20 protein-coding genes and 2 pseudogenes are annotated in these 18,414 nt (G+C 63.8%); 14 read left to right on the top strand and 8 right to left on the bottom strand.

The annotated features are described in order from the left end of the window. Window positions 1-200 precede the first annotated feature (200 nt). On the top strand, window positions 201-659 hold the full coding sequence (locus tag PVZ80_RS18715; protein ID WP_273864350.1) for an REP-associated tyrosine transposase: 459 nt from the start codon (window positions 201-203) through the stop codon (window positions 657-659). A 1,104-nt stretch (window positions 660-1,763) separates the two neighbouring features. Here the strand turns inward: PVZ80_RS18715 and PVZ80_RS18710 are convergent. Next, window positions 1,764-3,092, bottom strand: coding sequence for an OprD family porin (locus PVZ80_RS18710; protein ID WP_016703633.1), 1,329 nt, complete (start codon window positions 3,090-3,092; stop codon window positions 1,764-1,766). Window positions 3,093-3,425: 333 nt separating this feature from the next. On the opposite strand from PVZ80_RS18710, the gene PVZ80_RS18705 reads away from it, so the two are divergent. Then, window positions 3,426-3,758, top strand: coding sequence for a DUF2790 domain-containing protein (locus PVZ80_RS18705; RefSeq protein WP_007928829.1), 333 nt, complete (start codon window positions 3,426-3,428; stop codon window positions 3,756-3,758). Here the strand turns inward: PVZ80_RS18705 and PVZ80_RS18700 are convergent. Next, complete coding sequence (locus tag PVZ80_RS18700; RefSeq protein WP_016703631.1) at window positions 3,755-4,264, bottom strand: RidA family protein; 510 nt, start codon at window positions 4,262-4,264, stop codon at window positions 3,755-3,757. The two genes, PVZ80_RS18705 and PVZ80_RS18700, sit on opposite strands and share 4 nt — an antisense overlap. A 166-nt stretch (window positions 4,265-4,430) precedes the next feature. On the opposite strand from PVZ80_RS18700, the pseudogene PVZ80_RS34055 reads away from it, so the two are divergent. From PVZ80_RS34055 to PVZ80_RS34040, 4 genes and pseudogenes are all read left to right on the top strand, one after another. Then, window positions 4,431-5,255 (top strand): annotated as a pseudogene (locus tag PVZ80_RS34055) (PAS domain-containing protein); the annotation flags it as partial. A gap of 108 nt (window positions 5,256-5,363) precedes the next feature. Then, on the top strand, window positions 5,364-5,795 hold the full coding sequence (locus tag PVZ80_RS34050) for a methyl-accepting chemotaxis protein (RefSeq protein ID WP_232788636.1): 432 nt from the start codon (window positions 5,364-5,366) through the stop codon (window positions 5,793-5,795). Between the two features lie 240 nt (window positions 5,796-6,035). Further along, a pseudogene (locus PVZ80_RS34045) lies at window positions 6,036-6,809 on the top strand (PAS domain-containing protein); the annotation flags it as partial. Further along, a complete protein-coding gene (locus PVZ80_RS34040; protein ID WP_258258180.1) occupies window positions 6,792-7,352 on the top strand; it encodes a methyl-accepting chemotaxis protein in 561 nt (186 codons plus the stop codon). The pseudogene PVZ80_RS34045 and the gene PVZ80_RS34040, both read left to right, overlap by 18 nt. Before the next feature lie 51 nt (window positions 7,353-7,403). On the opposite strand, the gene PVZ80_RS18685 is transcribed toward PVZ80_RS34040, so the two are convergent. Both PVZ80_RS18685 and PVZ80_RS18680 read right to left on the bottom strand, forming a co-directional pair. After that, entirely contained in the window at window positions 7,404-8,321 is a 918-nt protein-coding gene (locus PVZ80_RS18685; protein WP_009050847.1) for a LysR family transcriptional regulator, read from the bottom strand. A gap of 214 nt (window positions 8,322-8,535) precedes the next feature. Continuing rightward, window positions 8,536-9,309, bottom strand: coding sequence for an SDR family oxidoreductase (locus tag PVZ80_RS18680; protein ID WP_273864349.1), 774 nt, complete (start codon window positions 9,307-9,309; stop codon window positions 8,536-8,538). 167 nt (window positions 9,310-9,476) lie between these two features. Between PVZ80_RS18680 and PVZ80_RS18675 the strand changes: the two genes are divergently transcribed. Beyond that, window positions 9,477-10,091 carry a flavin reductase family protein gene (locus PVZ80_RS18675; protein WP_110175659.1) on the top strand — a complete coding sequence of 205 codons (615 nt, stop codon included), beginning with the start codon at window positions 9,477-9,479 and terminating at the stop codon, window positions 10,089-10,091. Window positions 10,092-10,475: 384 nt separating this feature from the next. On the opposite strand, the gene PVZ80_RS18670 is transcribed toward PVZ80_RS18675, so the two are convergent. Beyond that, entirely contained in the window at window positions 10,476-11,360 is an 885-nt protein-coding gene (locus tag PVZ80_RS18670; RefSeq protein ID WP_038635133.1) for a LysR family transcriptional regulator, read from the bottom strand. 96 nt (window positions 11,361-11,456) lie between these two features. On the opposite strand from PVZ80_RS18670, the gene PVZ80_RS18665 reads away from it, so the two are divergent. Continuing rightward, the gene (locus PVZ80_RS18665) at window positions 11,457-12,866 is read left to right on the top strand and encodes an MFS transporter (protein ID WP_273864348.1); all 1,410 of its coding nucleotides are present in this window, start codon (window positions 11,457-11,459) and stop codon (window positions 12,864-12,866) included. Window positions 12,867-13,059: 193 nt separating this feature from the next. Here PVZ80_RS18665 and PVZ80_RS18660 read toward each other — a convergent pair whose 3' ends face one another. From PVZ80_RS18660 to PVZ80_RS18650, 3 genes are all read right to left on the bottom strand, one after another. Beyond that, window positions 13,060-13,449 (bottom strand): cupin domain-containing protein, encoded by a 390-nt coding sequence (locus PVZ80_RS18660; protein ID WP_009050842.1) that lies wholly within the window; start codon window positions 13,447-13,449, stop codon window positions 13,060-13,062. An 88-nt stretch (window positions 13,450-13,537) separates the two neighbouring features. Further along, complete coding sequence (locus tag PVZ80_RS18655) at window positions 13,538-14,347, bottom strand: AraC family transcriptional regulator (protein ID WP_009050841.1); 810 nt, start codon at window positions 14,345-14,347, stop codon at window positions 13,538-13,540. Window positions 14,348-14,414: 67 nt separating this feature from the next. Then, window positions 14,415-14,756 (bottom strand): DUF190 domain-containing protein, encoded by a 342-nt coding sequence (locus PVZ80_RS18650; protein ID WP_009050840.1) that lies wholly within the window; start codon window positions 14,754-14,756, stop codon window positions 14,415-14,417. 154 nt (window positions 14,757-14,910) lie between these two features. Between PVZ80_RS18650 and PVZ80_RS18645 the strand changes: the two genes are divergently transcribed. The 6 genes from PVZ80_RS18645 to PVZ80_RS18620 are packed head-to-tail and all read left to right on the top strand — an operon-like array spanning window position 14,911 to window position 18,406. Continuing rightward, window positions 14,911-15,468, top strand: a complete 558-nt coding sequence (locus PVZ80_RS18645) for a DUF2975 domain-containing protein (RefSeq protein WP_009050839.1) — start codon at window positions 14,911-14,913, stop codon at window positions 15,466-15,468. A 7-nt stretch (window positions 15,469-15,475) separates the two neighbouring features. Beyond that, entirely contained in the window at window positions 15,476-15,688 is a 213-nt protein-coding gene (locus PVZ80_RS18640) for a helix-turn-helix domain-containing protein (RefSeq protein ID WP_009050838.1), read from the top strand. 38 nt (window positions 15,689-15,726) lie between these two features. Then, the gene (locus PVZ80_RS18635) at window positions 15,727-16,368 is read left to right on the top strand and encodes a LysE family transporter (protein ID WP_009050837.1); all 642 of its coding nucleotides are present in this window, start codon (window positions 15,727-15,729) and stop codon (window positions 16,366-16,368) included. 49 nt (window positions 16,369-16,417) lie between these two features. Next, complete coding sequence (locus PVZ80_RS18630; RefSeq protein WP_016703619.1) at window positions 16,418-16,897, top strand: GNAT family N-acetyltransferase; 480 nt, start codon at window positions 16,418-16,420, stop codon at window positions 16,895-16,897. Between the two features lie 45 nt (window positions 16,898-16,942). Next, entirely contained in the window at window positions 16,943-18,037 is a 1,095-nt protein-coding gene (ddlA, locus tag PVZ80_RS18625; RefSeq protein WP_016703618.1) for a D-alanine--D-alanine ligase, read from the top strand. A 15-nt stretch (window positions 18,038-18,052) separates the two neighbouring features. Then, entirely contained in the window at window positions 18,053-18,406 is a 354-nt protein-coding gene (locus PVZ80_RS18620; RefSeq protein ID WP_016703616.1) for a gamma-glutamylcyclotransferase family protein, read from the top strand. Window positions 18,407-18,414: the final 8 nt, after the last annotated feature.

Genomic DNA, 18,414 nt, shown 5'->3' with positions numbered 1-18,414 from the left:
GTAGCCGCTGCCGAGCACCGCGAGGCTGCGATCGACCGCGAAGCGGGCGCTGCTCTTGGGCGCGCAGGAGGTCCTGCGGACCTATCGCAGCCTTCGGCAGCGGCTACAGGGATCTGGAAACATCTGCTGAAAGAGTGCTCCCGCAAGCAAAAGCATGAGCAGCTAGGTTGAGATAGATGACCTGAATGGAGAGCAAAGGAATGCTGGTCCACTCCAATGGCTACCGTCTACTCAAAGGACGGGTATCGGAAGTCGGCCGTGTCTACTCGATTACCGTCGTGACTCACCAACGGCGCCCCTTGTTTCGCGACTTCCGCGTTGGCCGCCTGGTGGTTGATCAGCTCAAGCAAGTCCACGAAGCCGATCATGTACGTGCATTGGCCTGGGTTGTCATGCCTGACCACATTCACTGGTTATTTGAACTGCGAGGCAGATCCCTGGGAGAGGTGATGTGCCGTTTCAAATCCAGAAGCAGCACGCGGATCAATTCACACCTCGGCAGTCAGGGCCGTCTTTGGCAGAAGGGGTATCACGATCGCGCTCTGCGCAAGGAAGAAGACCTGAAGGCCATCGCCCGCTACATCATTCTCAACCCGGTACGAGCAGGGCTTGTTCAACGTCCCGGCGACTATCCCCTCTGGGATGCCATCTGGCTTTGATGTCGCCGCTGCATGACCGGGCCCATTGGGGCTATTCCCCTGTAGCCGCTGCCGAGCCTGCGAGGCTGCGATCGACCGCGCAGCGGGCGCTGCTCTTGAACTCGCAGGAGGTCCTGCGGACCTATCGCAGCCTGCGGCAGCGGCTACACCGATTGCGTGCACCGAACTATCGGGTTACCCCCTGTAGCCGCTGTCGAGCACCGCGAGGCTGCGATCGACCGCGAAGCGGGCGCTGCTCTTGAACTCGCAGGAGGTCCTGCGGACCTATCGCAGCCTGCGGCAGGGGCTACACCGATTGCGTGCACCGAACTATCGGGTTACCCCCTGTAGCTGCTGCCGAGCACCGCGAGGCTGCGATCGACCGCGAAGCGGGCGCTGCTCTTGGACGCGCAGGAGGTCCTGCGGACCTATCGCAGCCTTCGGCAGCGGCTACACCGATCGCGTGCACCGAACTATCGGGTTACCCCCCGTAGCCGCTGCCGAGCACCGCGAGGCTGCGATCGACCGCGAAGCGGGCGCTGCTCTTGGACGCGCAGGAGGTCCTGCGACCAGCGTGGCCCGGACCATCGCAGCCTTCGGCAGCGGCTACATCGACTGTGTGACCGGGCTACAGGGGGAGTCGGGGCAAAAAAAAGCGCCCCATGCGGGACGCTAAAAATTCATCTCTTTCCAAAGGAGCATTCGAAAAAACGCTTCAGAGATGAATGTGCTCGGGGTGGGCCGGCGTCAGCGGGAGGCTGTGCATGCCTGGGACCCTGGGGTTCTGTGGGGGGGGCGGTGTTGGTTGCGTCGTTGTGGTTCTTTTCGCCGTTGTACTGTTGCTGGCCGAGCCAGAATTGTTCCAGGGCATGCCTGGCGCGTTCGCTGCCGTTATCGCTGGGGAGCGTGCTGGGCTGGCCAGGCGGAGTCAGGTGGGCAGGCTTCAAGACATGATCTCCCGCAAGTGGCTGGCCGCTAGCGAAGCGCTGTCGGCTCGGGCATGGGGGCAAGTATACGAAGGCCAACCTGACGAGAAGGTGAGGGCGATATTACAGTTCTGAAAGATGGGCGTCTGTGAAGAAGTTTTAACGTCGGGCGGGCCTCGCACCCGCCCGGCGCAAAGGTTTAAAGAATGGCCAGCGGGTACTCGACGATCAGGCGGAATTCCTCCAGGTCGGACTCGAAGCTGCTGGAGCGTACGGTGGCCTGGCGGATGCGCAGCGACAGGTCCTTGAGGGTGCCACCCTGCACCACGTACTTGGCTTCGATATCGCGTTCCCAGCGACGCTGGTCGGTCAGCGGATTGCCGTCCGCGTCGCGGCGCATGTAGACCGCGTTGGCATTGCTGTAGTCGGCATCGCTGCCTTTGCCGTAGCGGGTCATGAACGACAGGCCGGGAATGCCCAGGGGCTGCATGTCGAGGTCGTAGCGGACCATCCACGAACGCTCCTTCGGCGAGTTGAAGTCGCTGTACTGGATCGAGTTGTCGAGGAAGATCGAGTCCGACTGGCGCAGGTAATCGAAGTCGTCGTCGCCGTTGTTGCGCTGATGCGACAGCGACAGGGTGTGGGCGCCGTAGGTAGCGCCGACCTTGGCGCTCCAGATGTTGTTATTGAACTCGCCGAGCAGCTTCTTGCCCTCGTCCACCGCCTTGTAATAGTTGAACCCGGCAAACAGCGAAAGCTCGTCGGAGATCGGCCAGGTGGCCGCGGTGCCGAAGTAGTACTGGTCCCAGGCATCCTTCAGGCGGCTGCTGTAGAGGCTGACGCTGAGGTGCTTGTTCAGGCTGTAGTCGCCGCCGAAGTAGGCGACCCAGGGCGAGTCGACCTTGCCGGCATAGAAAGTGGCGAAACCGTCGCGCAGGCTGCTGCTGTCGGGCTGGCTCATGCTGTGCAGCCGTCCGCCCTGGACACTCAGGCCGTCGATGCTGGTGTTCTCGAAGGTAGCCCCGCGAAAGCTCTCCGGCAGCAGGCGCGAATCACCGTAGTGCACCACCGGGGTTTTCGGGAAGACGTCGCCGACCTTGATCACCGTATCGAGCAGGCGCATTTTCGCCGCGCCGCCGACCTTGCTGTAGTTGTCGGCCGGGTGGTTGTCGCTGTCCACCGGCAGCATGTTGAAGGATCCGCGTCCGCCGCTGCGGCCGGTGCCGGAGTCGAGCTTGAGGCCATACATGGCAAAGGCATCGAGGCCGAAACCGACGCTGCCCTGGGTGAAGCCGGATTCGAACTTGCCGATCAGCCCCTGGGCCCAGGCTTCGGAATAACCGTTGCCGGTGGGGCTGGACTGGCCCTTGCGATCGTCGCGATTGAAGTAGTAGTTGCGGGCCAGCACGTTGAGGCTGCTGCCTTCGATAAAACCTTCGGGCTGGTCGTCTGCCGCGTTCACGGCCAATGGGCCGAGCCCCAGTACCGCGGAAAACACGGACAGGGACCAGCGGGTTTGAATGCGCATGTTGTTTGCTCCTGGATATGGGCAGCTATCAGCTGTTATGTCGCCTGGGGCGTTCTTGTTAGTTGTACTCGCGAACCGTCTGGTTAACGGCTGGAGTCAATATCGATAGTTGCAAACAACAGATAACGCGGAGGTGACCCGCTTATTACAATTCTGCAAGGATAAAAGTTGTAAGTTGTTCTTTGTTTTGGCTGGAGGCCTTGTTTTATATGGGGTTTGCTCAAGGGTAAGAAGTGGTCTGGGTTTTATTACATATAAGTAATGTGCGCGTGATCTTCCTGACAGGGTCGTCTGGTTATCCTCGTTGCAACTAACCAAAACGAGGAAGCAGTCATGAAGTTATTTAAATTGAGTATCGCCGCGCTGGTACTTTCCATTTCGTCCCTGGCCATGGCCGAGGGCGGCGGCGACCGCACCTTCGACCGCGCCATGCAGGCGAACGAGAAGGCCATGGCGGCCTACGCGGCGAAGCAGGGCAAGGAGGCGCCGGTGGTGGAAAACTATCGCTACGGCATGCCCCTGGACATCCAGAAGGTGGTCAACGTGACGCCGCCGGCCAAGGCCTGCAATCCGGTGCCGTCACGCATGACTTATGAGGATTCGGCGGGGCAGCTCAAGACCGTTGAGTATCAGGTGATGGGCCAGTGCCGCACCAATGGTAGTTAATCCTCAACGTCCTCATGGGGCGCGGGAAGCGGTTCGAGGGCGACGATCATGTCGATTTCCACCGCGGCATTCTTCGGCAGTTGATAGACCCCGAGGGACGTGCGGGTGTGCACCCCGGCCTCGGCAAAGATCGAATAGAGCACTTCGGAGGCCGCGTCGGCGACTTCACTCTGCTGGGTGAAGTCGGCGGCGCTTTGCACATAGACGTTGAGCCGCAGGACTTTTTTCACCCGCTGCAGATCGCCCAGCAACTGAGCGAGGATCGCCAGGGCGCGCATGGTGCAAATACGTGCGGCATATCGGCCGTCCTCCAGCGACACATCGCCACCGACCCTCCCGGTCACCCTTACGCTGTTGTCGATGCGCGGGATCTGCCCGCTGACGTATACCTCGTCGCCGTTCTGCACCGCGGGCACGTAGTTGCCGCCGATGCGCATTTCACCGTCGAAAGCGTGTCCCAGACGGGCCGCCACCTGGTCGAACAGGGCCTTGCGTGAAGCCTCCATGGATTGCACTCCGTCGATTGCCGTTGATTTTCCAGAGCACGACTATAGCCCCTCTTCCGAACCTTTGAGCATGGGTTAAAGCCCAGCAGGGCCGGGGCCTGAGGCGTTTCAAAGTTTTTTGGTCGGATATGTCTTATAGGGTCTTCAGAAAAATACCCGAGCGCCGATGGCTAGAGACAATGCTGCCCACTATTACTGCCCATCGGTGCATCCCATGTTCAACAAAAGCTTGAAGCAAGAGCTGTCGGCTCTACGCGAAGAACTCTCGAGCCTCCAGCAAGTGAAGGACAGCCTCGACAGCGAGATGCTGGTGCTGATTCTCGATCCCGATGGACGCATTCTGTCGGCCAACGACAACTTCAACCAGGAAATGCTCTACAGGGGCAGCGAACTGGTCGGCCGCCACATCGAGGACATCGTGCCAGCCCACGTCAAGGCCGATGAGTTCCACCACCGTTTCAAGGCGACGCTGACCCGTGGCGAACACTTTGCCGGCGCAGTGCGCCTGCTGCGCGGCAACGGCCAGGAAGCCTGGCTGCGTTCGATCTCCCAGCCGGTCCGCGATTCCCAGGGGCGGATCAAGCATTTTTCGATTTACTCCAGCGACCTGACCCGCACCATCGAAGCGTCGCGCGAGCACGAGAACCTGATCGGCGCGCTGGTCCGTTCCACGGCGGTGATCGAGTTCGACCTCAACGGCAACGTGCTGACGGCCAACGAGCGTTTCCTCAACGCCATGGGCTACAACCTGGCGCAAATCCAGGGCAAGCATCACCGCACCTTCTGCGAACCCGAGGAATACAACAGCGCCGAGTACCAGGCGTTCTGGAAGCGCCTGAACGCCGGCGAGTTCGTCGCCGGGCGGTTCAAGCGCATCGACAGCTACGGTCGCGTGGTCTGGCTCGAGGCCTCCTACAACCCGGTGGTCGATGCCAACAACCGGCTCTACAAGGTGGTGAAGTTCGCCACCGTGATCACCGACCAGGTGAACCAGGAGCAGGCCGTCGCCGAGGCGGCGAACATCGCCTACAGCACCTCGCTGCAAACCGACAACAGCGCCCAGCGTGGCACCACCGTGGTGACCGAGGCGGTGAACGTGATGCGCGACCTGGCCAAGCACATGCAGCAGGCCGGCGAAGGCATCGAGGCGCTGAACGAGCAGTCGCTGGTGATCGGCAGCATCGTCAAGACCATCAGCGGCATCGCCGAGCAGACCAACCTGCTGGCGCTAAACGCGGCCATCGAAGCAGCGCGCGCCGGTGAACAGGGGCGCGGCTTTGCCGTGGTGGCCGACGAGGTCCGGCAACTGGCCTCGCGCACCAGCAAGGCCACCGACGAAATCGTCGGCGTGGTGCGCCAGAACCAGGACATGGCGCGCGAGGCCGTGGCCCTGATGACCGATGGCAAGGCCCAGGCCGAGCAGGGCCTGGCCCTGGCCGCCGAAGCCGGCACGGTGATCGTCGAGATCCAGGACGGCGCGCAGAAGGTGGTGAATGCCGTCGGCCAGTTCGCCAGCCAGCTGTCGAACTGAGTCTTGTCCCTGATCCGGCGTCAGGCCTGTTCCAGGCCGTGACGTCGGGGATCAAGTGGCCGCTAGGTCGGTGGCCACGATCTGCCCCGATGCCTGTGCGCTTTGCGCCGGTGTGCCGTTAGGAAGTTTCCTGTCTCTATGGGAGACAAATCCTAAAGAGCCTTGAGCGCGTCAAGAATACTTCCCCAACGCCGATGGTGAGGCTCCAGCAGTCTCCAATCACGGGCTATCGGTGTATCCATGTTCAATAAACGTTTGAATCAGAAGCTCCTCGCGTTGGGCGAAGAGTTTCGTGCACTTGAGCAGGTCAAGGAAGGTTTCGAGCGCACCCTGCTCAGCATCGAACTCGATGCGCAGCGCCGGGTCCTGGTGGTGAACCGCAACTTCACCCAGTGCATGCAGTATTCCTCCGAGGCGCTGCTGGGCTCGCCCATCGACAAGCTGTTGCCGGACGATGCCCGGCCCGAAGAAGCACACAGGCGTTTCATGACCGCGCTCGCTTGCAGCGAGCCTTTCGACGACACCCTGCGCCTGCGTCGCGGCGACGGCCATGACGCCTGGCTGAGGGTGATCCTGCAGCCGATCTTCAACACCGAGCGGCAACTCAGGTCCTTTTCCCTGATCGCCAATGACCTGACCGAGACCGTGGAAACCACCTGCGAGCACGGCAACCTGATCGCGGCGCTGCTGCGTTCGACCGCGGTGATCGAGTTCGACCTCAAGGGCCGGGTACTGACCGCCAACGAGCGGTTCCTCAGCTGCATGGGCTACAGCCTCGAACAGATCCTGGGCCAGAACCACAGCCTGTTCTGCGAGTCGCAGGAGTACAACAGTCCGGGTTATCAGACATTCTGGGCGCGGCTGAACGCCGGCGAATACGTCGCCGACCGCTTCAAACGCATCGACAGCCACGGCCGCGTGGTCTGGCTCGATGCCTCGTACAACCCGGTGGTCGATGCCAACGGCAAGCTCTACAAGGTGGTGAAATTCGCCACGGTGATCACCGAGCAGGTCAAGCAGGAGCAGTCCGTCGCCGAGGCCGCGGAAATCGCCTACACCATCTCGCAGCAGACCGACAGCAGCGCCCAGCGCGGTTCCTCGGTGGTGACCGAGGCGGTGGAGGTGATGCGCGACCTGGCCACGCACATGCAGCAGGCCAGTGACGGCATCGAGGCGCTGAACGAGCAGTCGCGGGTGATCGGCAGCATCGTCAAGACCATCAGCGACATTGCCGAGCAGACCAACCTGCTGGCGCTCAACGCGGCCATCGAAGCGGCCCGCGCCGGTGACCAGGGGCGCGGCTTCGCGGTGGTGGCCGACGAGGTCCGGCAACTGGCCTCGCGGACCAGCAAGGCCACCGACGAAATCGTCGGCGTGGTCCGGCGCAACCAGGACATGGCCCGCAACGCAGTGGTGCTGATGGCCGACGGCAAGACCCAGGCCGAGCAGGGCCTGGCCCTGGCCGCCGAAGCCGGTACGGTGATCGTCGAGATCCAGGACGGCGCGCAGAAAGTGGTGAGCGCCGTCGGCCAGTTCGCCAACCAATTGTCCAGCTGATGTCCAGGCTGCCTCGGCCGGCGTGGGCGTCATGACCGGGCGGGGCGGTTGTCAGCCCTGCCGGTCGTTTTCGAGGTGGGGGGCGACCAGGGTTTCGAACCATTCGATAAAGGCGTTCAGCCGGCGCGAGCGATGGTTGCGATTGGGGTAGAGCGCGGAGATCGCCATGGACGCGGGACGAAAACCGGGCAGGACTTCCACCAGTTCGCCGCTGTCGAGCAGGTACTGCACGTCGAAGCGCGGGATCTGGATCAGCCCCAGCCCGGCCCGGCAGCAGGCGATGTAGTTTTCGGCGTTGTTGACGATCACCCGGCTGGGCAGGTTCAGTTCCAGCTCGTGACCGTCGGCCAGGTATTCCCAGGGCTGTTCGCGGCCCGTGCTGGGGGAGCCGTAGCCGACCATCCAGTGACCATCGGCCAGGTCGCCCGGGGTTCGCGGCTGGCCGTGCTCCGCCAGGTAGGCGGGGCTGGCGCAATTGATCAGGGCCAGGTGGCCCAGGCGCCGGACGATCAGGCTGCTGTCGCGCAGGGTACCGACGCGGATCGCGCAATCCACACCCTCCTGCACCAGGTCGATGGAACGGTCGGTGGAGCCCAGCGCCAGTTTCAGGCTGGGGTAGCTGGCGAAAAGCTCGGGCAGGGCGGGGGCGATCAGGCGCCGGGCGATCCGGCTGGGTACGTCGACATTGAGGCGGCCATAAACGTCCAGCCGACGGGTGTGAAACAGCTGCTCGAGTTCCACCGCATCGCTCAGCAACAGGCGCGCGCGCTCCAGCAGGACCGCGCCGTCGGCGGTCAGTTGCACCTGGCGCGTGGTGCGGTGCAACAGGCGCGTGGCGAGGGCGGTTTCCAGTTGCTGCACCGCTGCCGAGACGGTGGCGCGGGGCAGTTCCAGGGCATGCGCGGCCTTGATGAAACTGCCCATGTCGGCGACCTGGATGAACACACGGTATTGCTCGAGCTTATCCATGGATGGGGCGGGGTCCGAAGCGTGCGGTGCGTGTTTTTCGTAGGAGCGAGGCTTGCCCGCGATAGCGTTGTATCAGACAGACCTTGATCGCGGGCAAGCCTCGCTCCTACGGAATCATCTCGCACCTGATGGCGATCTTTTCCAGACGCCAATCTACCTCGCCCCTTGGCGGATTACTCGGGTCGATGACAACCGTCGATCAGAAGGCCGGGCCTCACTTGGTGGTGTAGCCGCCGTTGATCAGCAGGGTCTGGCCGGTGATCCACCAGCCGTCGGTGACCAGATGACGGATGAAGGGCACCACGTCCTCGATGTCGGTCAGGCCGGTCTTGCTGAAGCCGGACAGCGCCGCGGCGGTCTTGTGGTAAGCCACGGCATCCGCGCCTTCGGCCGGGTAGAAGAACGGTGTGTCCATCGGTCCCGGGCCCACGGCGGTCACCGAGATACCGCGGGTGCCGAACTCCTTGGAGGCGGCGCGGGTGAAGTGTTCCACCGGGGCCTTGGCCCCGCCGTAGGCGGCATAGAACGGCGTGTAGGCGCCGAGCAGCGAGGTCACCAGCGTCACCAGCTTGCCGTGGTCCTCCAGCTGTTTGCCGGCTTCCTTGATAAAGAAGAACGCGCTCTTGGCGTTGACCGCGAACATGTCGTCGTACTCGGCCTCGCTGATCTCGACTATGGGCTTTTTCAGGACCTTGCCCACGGTGTTGATGGCGATGTCGATCTTGCCGAAACGGGCCTTGGCGTCGCTGAAGAGTCGCTCCACGGCCGCGGCGGTGGTCAGGTCGGCCTGCCAGGCATGGGCGTCGACGCCCAGGTTCTTGATCGCCGCCACGGTCTGCTCGGCGTCGGCCTGGCTGGCGCTGCTGTTGTAATGCACGGCGATGGCCTGCACGCCGTGGGCGGCCAGGTCCCGGGCGATCAGGCCGCCCAGGTTCTTCGCGCCACCGGCGATCAATGCGACCTTGTTTTTCAGAGAGTGGTCTGCCATGGGAAAGCTCCTTCAGCCTGTGAGGTGAAGGCCCAGTCTAAGCAGCCGCGAGTCAGGGATAAGCCCGGTCAATCTGGATGGATTGTCCAGGAAAAATGCCCAATCCCGGCTGCTGCCCAGCACCGGGATGTCGCTACAATCGACTCTTTTTCCCCGGAGCCTTACCCATGAGCGCATCCCATCGTCGCCCGGTTTCCCTGGCCAAGGCCTATCGCCTGCTCAACCACGGGCCGACCGTGCTGGTCAGCGCCACCCATGGCGGCCAGCGCAACATCATGGCCGCGGCCTGGGCCATGCCGCTGGATTTCGATCCGCCGAAAGTCGCGGTGGTGCTCGACAAGTCCACCTGGACCCGCCAGCTGCTGGAAGCCGCCGGCACCTTCGTACTCAACGTGCCGTGCGCCGCCCAGGTCGATATCGTGCAGACCGTGGGTTCCACCTCGGGCCTGGAGCTGACCCGCGACCAGGGCCGCGACAAGTTCGAGCGGTATGGCCTGCCGACCTTCGCCGGCGAGCAGGTCGACGCGCCGTTGCTCGATGGCTGCGTGGCCTGGCTCGAATGCCGGCTGCTGTCGGAGCCGGACAACCATGAACGCTACGACCTGTTCCTCGCCGAAGTCATCGCCGCCCAGGCCGATGACCGGGTGTTCAGCGAGGGCCGCTGGCATTTCACCGGGCACGATGCCTTGCGCACCTTGCATCATGTGGCGGGCGGGCATTTCCTGACGATTGGCGACTCGCTGGATGGCAAGACCCTGCCATCCCCTCAAGAAATGTCGTAACCCTGTAGCCCTGTAGCCGCTGCCGAGCGAAGCGAGGCTGCGACAGGTCCGAAGGACCTCTTGCGAACTCAAGGGCGGCGCCTGCTGCGCAGTCGATCGCAGCCTCGCGGTGCTCGGCAGCGGCTACAGGAGCACACGATCGATGTAGCCGCTGCCGCAGGCTGCGACAGGTCCGAAGGACCTCTTGCGGACTCAAGGGCGGCGCCTGCTGCGCAGTCGATCGCAGCCTCGCGGTGCTCGGCAGCGGCTACAGGGGCACATGATCGATGTAGCCGCTGCCGCAGGCTGCGACAGGTTCGCAGGACCTCTTGCGGACTCAAGGGTGGCGCCTGCTGTGCAGTCGATCGCAGCCTCGCGGTGCTCGGCAGCGGCTACGGCGGCTGCTTACCAGCTGACGGTGTTCAGGGCGTCGGCGAAGACCTTGAGTTTGGGCGAGTACTGGCGCGACGGCGGGTAGACCAGCGACAGCGCCCGGCTGCGTCCGGAAAAGGCCTGCAGGATTGGCACCAGGCGGCCATCGGCGAGGGCGTCCTCGACGGCGAAGTTCATCAGTTGGGCGATGCCGAAACCTCCCAGCACCCCGTCCACCAGCGCGTCGCCGATATCGAAGATCAGCCGGCTGGGCACGCTGACATCGCGCACCTTGCCGTCGAGCATGAACTGCCAGTCCACCAGGCGCCCGCTGCGCAGGTTACGCACGGTCAGGCAGTTGTGCTGTTGCAACGCCTCCACTGTCTGCGGTGTGCCATGGCGCGCCAGGTAGGCCGGGGACGCCACTGTGACCCAACGCAACGGCGCCAGGGGCCGGGCGATCAGGCGCTGGTCCTGGATCTCGCCGGTGCGCAGGATGGCGTCGAAGCCTTCGTCGACGATGTCCACCAGGCGATCGGTCATCACCGCCTCGATGCTCAGGTCCGGGTATTGCTCGGTCAGGCGGCCGATCAGCGGCATCACCACCTTGCGCCCGAACAGCGACGGCGTGCTGATCTTCAGCAGCCCGGTGGGCGAGTCGCGGCGGTCCAGCAGCAGGCGTTCGGTCTGCGCCAGTTCGGCCAGCAGCGGTGTGGCGCGCTCCACCAGCAACTGGCCATCCGGGGTCAGGCTGACGCTGCGGGTGTTGCGTTGCAGCAGGCGCACGCCCAGTTGCTGCTCCAGGCGCGAAATGGCCCGCGACAGGCCGGACTGGGTCAGCCGCAGATCGCCGGCGGCACGGGTGAAGCTGCGGGTCTCGGCGACCCGGACCAGCAAACGAACGGCGTTCAGATCCATGATTAAAGTCATCACTGAAAGAGCAGTGACGGTATTTATCATCTAATCGGCATCAAAGAAACTGAGGGCCCTTTATTCACGCAAGGACTCGACACGATGCCCGCCACCTCTTCAGCCAGGCCATCCGGCTGGATGCTGCTCCTGCTGGCCAGCGCGCAGCTGATCATTGCCCTGGACGCGACCATCGTCTTTGTCGCCTTGCCGGAGATCGGCAGCCACCTGGGTTTTTCCGCACAACAACTGCAATGGGTGGTCAGCGCCTACAGCGTGGCCTTCGGCGGCTTTCTGCTGCTGGGCGGCCGGGCGGCCGACCTGCTGGGCAAGCGCCGTTTCTACATCGTCGGGCAAAGCCTGTACGCCATGGCTTCGCTGGCCGGCGGCCTGGGTGGCAGCGCGCTGCTGCTGGTGCTGGCGCGGGCGGTGCAGGGTGTCGGCGGGGCGATGCTGTTCCCGGCGACGCTGGCGTTGATCAACAGCCATTACCCCGAAGGGCCGGCGCGCAACCGGGCGTTCGCGGTGTGGAGCGCGGCCTCGGCGGCGGGCCTGGCCCTGGGCGCGTTGCTGGGGGGCGTGCTGACCCAATGGTGGGGCTGGGAGGCGGTGTTTCTGGTCAACGTACCCTTGGCTGGCGCCTGTGCCCTGTTGGCCCGGCGCTGGATTCCGGCCGATGGCGAGCGCGAGCGTGGCCGGCGTTTCGACCTCAGCGGCGCCTTGACCGTGACGGTGGGCGGCACGCTGCTGGTGTTCGCCATTGTCCAGGGCCCGGAATGGGGCTGGAGCGCACCGGCGACCCTGGGCTGTGGCGCGCTGGCGCTGCTCCTGCTCGGCGTGTTCGCCTGGATCGAACAGCGCGGCCATGACCCGCTGATGCCGTTGCGCCTGCTGGCCCATCGCGAGCTGCGCCTGGCGATGTTTCTCACGGCTTTGTTCATGAGCAGCTTCGGCGTGCAGTACTACTTCCTCGCGTTGTACTTCCAGCAGGTCTACGGCTACAGCGTGCTGCAAAGCGGCGTGGCGTTTTTGCCGGCGACGCTGCTGTGCACCGTGGGCATCTGGCTGGCCGAACGTTCGTTGCTGCGCTTCGGGCTGCGGGCGACCCTGGTCAGCGGTCTGCTCCTGGGGGCGCTGGGTATCGGCGGGGTGTATGTGGCGCTGCCCGACGGGGCGGGGTTCTGGTGCCTGATGCCGGGCATCGTGGTGCTGAGCATTGGCCAGGGCATGACTTGGACCGCCATGTGGGTCTCGGCCGGCCAGGGCATTGCGTCGGGCGAGCAGGGCGTGGCGGCGGGCATGGCCTCCACCAGCCAGCAGATCGGCGGGGCGCTGGGGCTGGCGCTGCTGGTGTCCCTGGCCAATGCCGGGCTGGGTGGCTCGCAGGCGGCCGGCATCGAACAGGCGGTGGGCGCCAGCGCCTTGCTCGCCCTGCTGGGGGCGTTGCTGGCCTTGCGTTTGCGGGTGCCGGCGTCTGGCTCCGAGGGCCTGGCGGCAACTGCCGAGCGCGGCTGAGGGGCAGCAGATGACGGTGTACCTGTAGCCGCTGCCGAGCACCGCGAGGCTGCGAACGAGGACGCAGTCCTCGCCAAACCTGCGCATGCGGTTTGCCTTGAGGAACGTATTGTCCGCCTTTACGGCCGCTGCGCTGCCGATCGCTGCCTCGCTTCGCTCGGCAGCGGCTACAGAGGCTCAACCCCGGGGCAACTCAGATCCACACATCATTGGCCGCCGTGCGTTCGCCGCCTTCTTCGCCGGTGTTGCGCACGCCCTTGGGTTCGATCAGCAGCAACTTGACCTCCTGCTCGGCGTACGGCTTGTGCTTCATGCCCTTGGGCACGACAAACATCTCGCCCTGGTTGATCGTCACCTGGCCGTCGGCAAAGTCGATGCGCAACTGGCCTTCGAGGACGATAAAGGTCTCGTCGGTGTGCGGGTGGTCGTGCCAGATGAAGTCCCCTTGCAGCTTCACCAGCTTGAACTGGTAGTCGTTCATTTCGGCGATGACACGGGCTTGCCAGTGATCGTCGAACAGGCTGAGTTTGTAGGCGAAGTTCAGGCTCTGGTAGGGGATGGGCGTGGTGCTGGCCGGGTTCATGGTGCGGCTCCGTAAAGAGGTGATCGGGCCTCTACGGTAATCAGCGCGGTGCTGCGGTTCTTGTACGATTGTGCGTGCCGGGCGGCGTTCAGCGGCCGTGCATTTTCAGCCAGCGGGCCGGCGGCAGGCCGTAGGTCTTGCTGAATTGCCGGGTCATGTGGCTCTGGTCGGTGAAGCCGGCCAGCAGCGCCGCGCTGACCAGCGACTGGCCTTGCAGCAGCAGGGCCCTGACCAGGTCCAGGCGGCGCATGGTCAGGTAGCGATAGGGGCTGGTGCCGAACAGCAGGCGAAAGTCCCGCGACAGGCTCCAGCGGTCGCGACCGCTGTGGGTGGCCAGTTCGTCGAGGGTGATGTTCTGGTCCAGGGCGCTGTGCATGTATTCCCGCGCGCGCTCCGCGGCCTGATAGTCAAAGCGCTGCGCCGGCCGGGAAACTCCGGAAACGGCATTCAGCGCATGGGCCAGGTCGAACAGCGCGTCTTCCTGTTCCAGCGGGTCCAGCGGGCTTTCCATGCTGCGCAGCAAGGTGTCGGTGGCGGCGAACAAGCGTGGGTCGGTGGACAGGCCGTTCTTGATGAAGGGCAGCGGCTGGCCGCCGAGGATCTGCTGGATCAGCGCCGGCTCGATATAAAGCATGCGGTAATGGAAGCCGTCCTGGGTGCCGGCTTCGCCGTCGTGGACTTCATCCGGATGCAGGACCATGGTCCCGCCCGGCAGGTTGTGGCGCCAGCCGCCGCGGTACTGGAAGCTCTGCACCCCCGACAGCGTGCGGCCGATGGCGTAGGTGTCGTGGCGGTGCAGGTCGTAGCCATGACCGGCGAAAAACGCCTCGATACGCTCCAGCCCCCGGGTGGGAGGCGCGCGGTGGACCCAGTCTTTACGGGGGGCGGGCTTGCCCATGGAGCTGTCCTCGACACAACGTCAGGCCCGTACGGTAACCCAGGCGCGTGCGACTGTCTTCAGCGCGTCATCCGCCCGCGTCCGCTTTCTTGGCCTCTTTGCCAAGGGTGCCGAACTCGATCGGCGTCTTGATGTAGAACAGCGCAATGTCCTCGTCCTCCAGGCGTTCGAACAGCCGGGCTGACTCCTCTTCGGTGAGTGCCAGGCGGACCTCGATGGGTTGGTCGGCGAGTTCGAAAAAGTGTGCGGAGTGCAGCCGGCCGGTGTGGCCGAAACCTTCGATGGCGGTGCTCATGGTCGCGCCGCGCAGGCCCAGCTCGTTGGCCAGGTCGACGAGCCAGTCACCGACCATCTTGCCGTGATAGCGGCGATTTTGCTGGGTGAAGAAAATCACCAGGAAACCGTTCATGAGCGTTCTCCAATGGCCTCCATTACTTTCAGCATAGCCCCGGGGGTATTGCTGGGCTTATGAATTAAATGATCGAAAAGCAGAAATTAATTATTGTTTTACGATAATTAATTCTTTATGGTTTCTCCCACATTCCTTCCTCTGGAGCCTTCCCATGACGTCCCAAGGTCTTGCCCGGTTCAGCCAGCGCATGTCGGCTGTCACCCTGTTATTGATCATTGCCATGTTGCTGCTCAACGCGGCGCTGTGGCTGTTTCCGCAGTTGAGCGCGGAAAGTGGCTACGGGTTCGGTTTTGGCCTGAGCAATAGCCTGTCGAGCCATCTGGCTGCCGGTGCTGTCTTTCCCTGGTGGCAAACCCTGGGCGGCATTCTGCTGTCGAGCATCCCCCTGCTGGCGCTGGCCTTTGGCTTGAGCCATCTGCGCCAGTTGTTCCAGAGCTATGCCCGCGGCGAGTACTTTTCCAGCGCGGCGGCGGTGCATTTGGGCAAGGTCGGGCGGGGCGTGGCGTTGTGGGTGTTGCTGGACTTTCTCTGCGAGCCGCTGCTCAGCATCTGGGTCACCCTGAACGCGCCGGTGGGCGAGCGCCTGATCAGTCTCAGCATCACCGCCCCGACCTTTGTCGCGCTGTTTTTGGCTGCGTGTATTTCCATCATCGCGCGTATCCTCTGGCAGGCCAGTGAAGTGGATTCGGAAAACCGCGCCTTCGTGTGAGATCAGTATGTCAATTGTCATTCAACTGGACGTGATGCTGGCCCGACGCAAGGTCAAATCCAAGGACCTCGCGGCGGCGATCGGCATCACCGAGGCCAACCTGTCCCTGCTCAAGCAGGGCAAGGTCAAGGGCCTGCGGCTCGCGACCCTGGACGCGATCTGCCAATACCTGGAGTGTCAGCCGGGCGACCTGTTGATCCATGAGCCCGAGGTGGAGTAGCGTCGGCCTCCCTTAACGCGATAAAGGCGGTCTGTGTCATGGCGCTCGAACATTTGCTGTATGCCGGCCCGCTGCTGTCGCTGGCGCTGCTCTGGACCGTGGCCGTGGTCACGCCGGGGCCGAACTTCTTTACCACGGCGCAATTGGCCGCCAGCTGTTCGCGTCGCCATGGCATGATCGCCGCGCTGGGCGTCGCCACCGGCACGGTGCTCTGGGGGCTGGCCGGCGGCCTGGGGATCAAGTCGCTGTTCAGCGCCGCCCCGGCCCTGTACCTGGCCTTCAAGATCGCCGGTGGCTGCTACCTGATCTACCTGGGCCTGAAGCAGTTCAGGCGCAAGCCGGCGCCGACCGGGGCGGGCAACGGCTTGCCTGGTGAGTCGGGCCGCAGCCTGTTCTCGGCCTATCGCCTGGGCTTTCTCGGCAACATGACCAACCCCAAGTCGGCGCTGTTCGTCGCCACCATCTTCGCCACCTCGATGCCGGCGTCACCGCCGCCGTTGCTGCTGGCCCTGGCCGTGCTCACCATGGCCTCGTTGTCGTTCACCTGGTACTGCTGCGTCGCGCTGTTCTTCGCCAGCAACCGCATGGCTGCCGTCTATAGTCGTTCGCGCAAATGGCTGGACCGCTTTGCCGGCAGTTGCTACCTGCTGTTCGGCGCCCATCTGGTGGCCAATCGCTGAAACCGGGGCCGGGCGCACGCCATGGATTTTCAGGGTCAGGAGACAGGACATGAGCTTCACTTTTCGCCCCGTGCAGGATCGGGATATTCCACGGATCTGCGGTTTTGCCGGTAATCCCGAGGAGCTGTTTTTCTTTTTCCCGGCGGCCAGCTGGCCGCTGACTCATGAGCAACTGCGCGACTCCATTGCCCAACGCTGCGATTCGACAGTGATCGAGCGAGACGGCCAGGTACTGGGTTTCGCCAACTTCTACCGGTGGGAAACCCACGGCACCTGCACCCTCGGCAATCTCATCGTCGATCCCGAGGCCCGCGGCGCGGGCGTCGCCGGGCAGTTGATCGGCGAGATGCTGCGCATCGCCCGGGACAAACACCAGGCCGCACAGGTGACCCTGTCCTGCTTCAATGACAACGTGGCGGGCCTGCTGCTGTATCCGAAGCTCGGGTTCGTGCCGTTCGCCATCGAAGAGCGCCGGAACAAACAGAATCAGCGGGTGGCTGTGATTCACCTGCGACATCAGTCGGCTTGAGCGGTCCGATACAAGCGCTGAACCACTTTTTAACGGGAACAAACCATGAGCAAGCTGCGGGTCGGGATTATTTTTGGTGGCCGTTCGGCCGAACACGAAGTGTCGCTGCAATCGGCGCGCAACATCGTCGATGCGCTGGATCGCGAGCGCTTCGAACCGGTGCTGATCGGCATCGACAAGAACGGCCACTGGCACCTCAACGACACCTCGAACTTCCTGATCAACCAGGAAAACCCGGCGCTGATCGCCCTCAACCAGTCCAACCGCGAACTGGCGGTGGTGCCGGGCAAGGCCAGCCAGCAACTGCTGGAAACTTCCAACCAGGAACTGCTGGGCCACGTCGATGTGATTTTCCCCATCGTCCACGGCACCCTCGGCGAAGACGGCTGCCTGCAAGGCCTGCTGCGCATGGCCGACCTGCCGTTCGTGGGCTCTGACGTGCTGGGTTCGGCGGTGTGCATGGACAAGGACATCAGCAAGCGCCTGCTGCGCGATGCCGGCCTGGCGGTGACGCCCTTTATCACCCTGAACCGAGCCACCGCGGCGCGCACCGACTTTGCCCAGGCGCAAAGCAAGCTGGGCCTGCCGATGTTCGTCAAACCGGCGAACCAGGGCTCGTCCGTGGGCGTGAGCAAGGTCACCAGCGAGGCGCAATACCACGCCGCCATCGAGCTGGCGCTGGGCTTCGATGAAAAGGTCCTGGTGGAGTCGGCGGTCAGTGGGCGCGAGATCGAATGCGCGGTGCTGGGCAACGACCAGCCGATCGCCAGCGGTTGCGGGGAAATCGTCGTTGGCAGCGGTTTTTATTCCTACGACAGCAAATACATCGACGACCAGGCGGCCCAGGTGGTGGTGCCGGCGGACCTCAGCGAAGAGGTCAGCGAACGCATTCGCGCCCTGGCCGTCGAGGCATTCCAGGTGCTGGGCTGCTCGGGGCTGGCGCGGGTCGATGTATTCCTGACCCAGGGTGGCGAAGTGCTGATCAACGAGATCAATTCGCTGCCCGGTTTCACCCGCATCAGCATGTATCCGAAGCTGTGGCAGGCGGCGGGCATGACCTACAGCGAACTGGTCAGCCGCTTGATCGAGCTGGCGCTGGAGCGCCATGCGGCGCGCCAGGCGTTAAAAATCAGCCGCTGACTTCTGGAGGGAAAAATGAGCGTTGCCACTGAAGCGTCGCAGTATCTGTTTTCCTACGGCACCTTGCAGGACAAGGCCGTGCAACTGGCCAATTTCGGTCGCGAACTGCAGGGGAGCGCGGACGCGCTGCCGGGTTATGAACAGGCTTGGGTAGAGATCACCGACCCCGAGGTACTGGCCACCAGCGGCAAGACCCATCACCCGATCCTGCGCCCGGGCAGCGCAGCCAGCGCGCCTATCCCGGGGACGGTGTTTCGCATCACCGCTCAGGAACTGGCCGCGGCGGACAGCTACGAGGTGGCGGACTACAAGCGCGTGAGCGTGGTGCTGCAGTCCGGGATCGAGGCGTGGGTGTATGTGAGCGTTTGAGGTGCCGG

Origin of the sequence: Pseudomonas sp. B3G-3 (assembly GCF_028640915.1) — a bacterium.
Taxonomy (GTDB): Bacteria; Pseudomonadota; Gammaproteobacteria; order Pseudomonadales; family Pseudomonadaceae; genus Aquipseudomonas; species Aquipseudomonas chlororaphis_I.
Note: the sequence above shows the minus strand (reverse complement) of the source record. Positions and strands in the feature narration are given on the sequence as shown.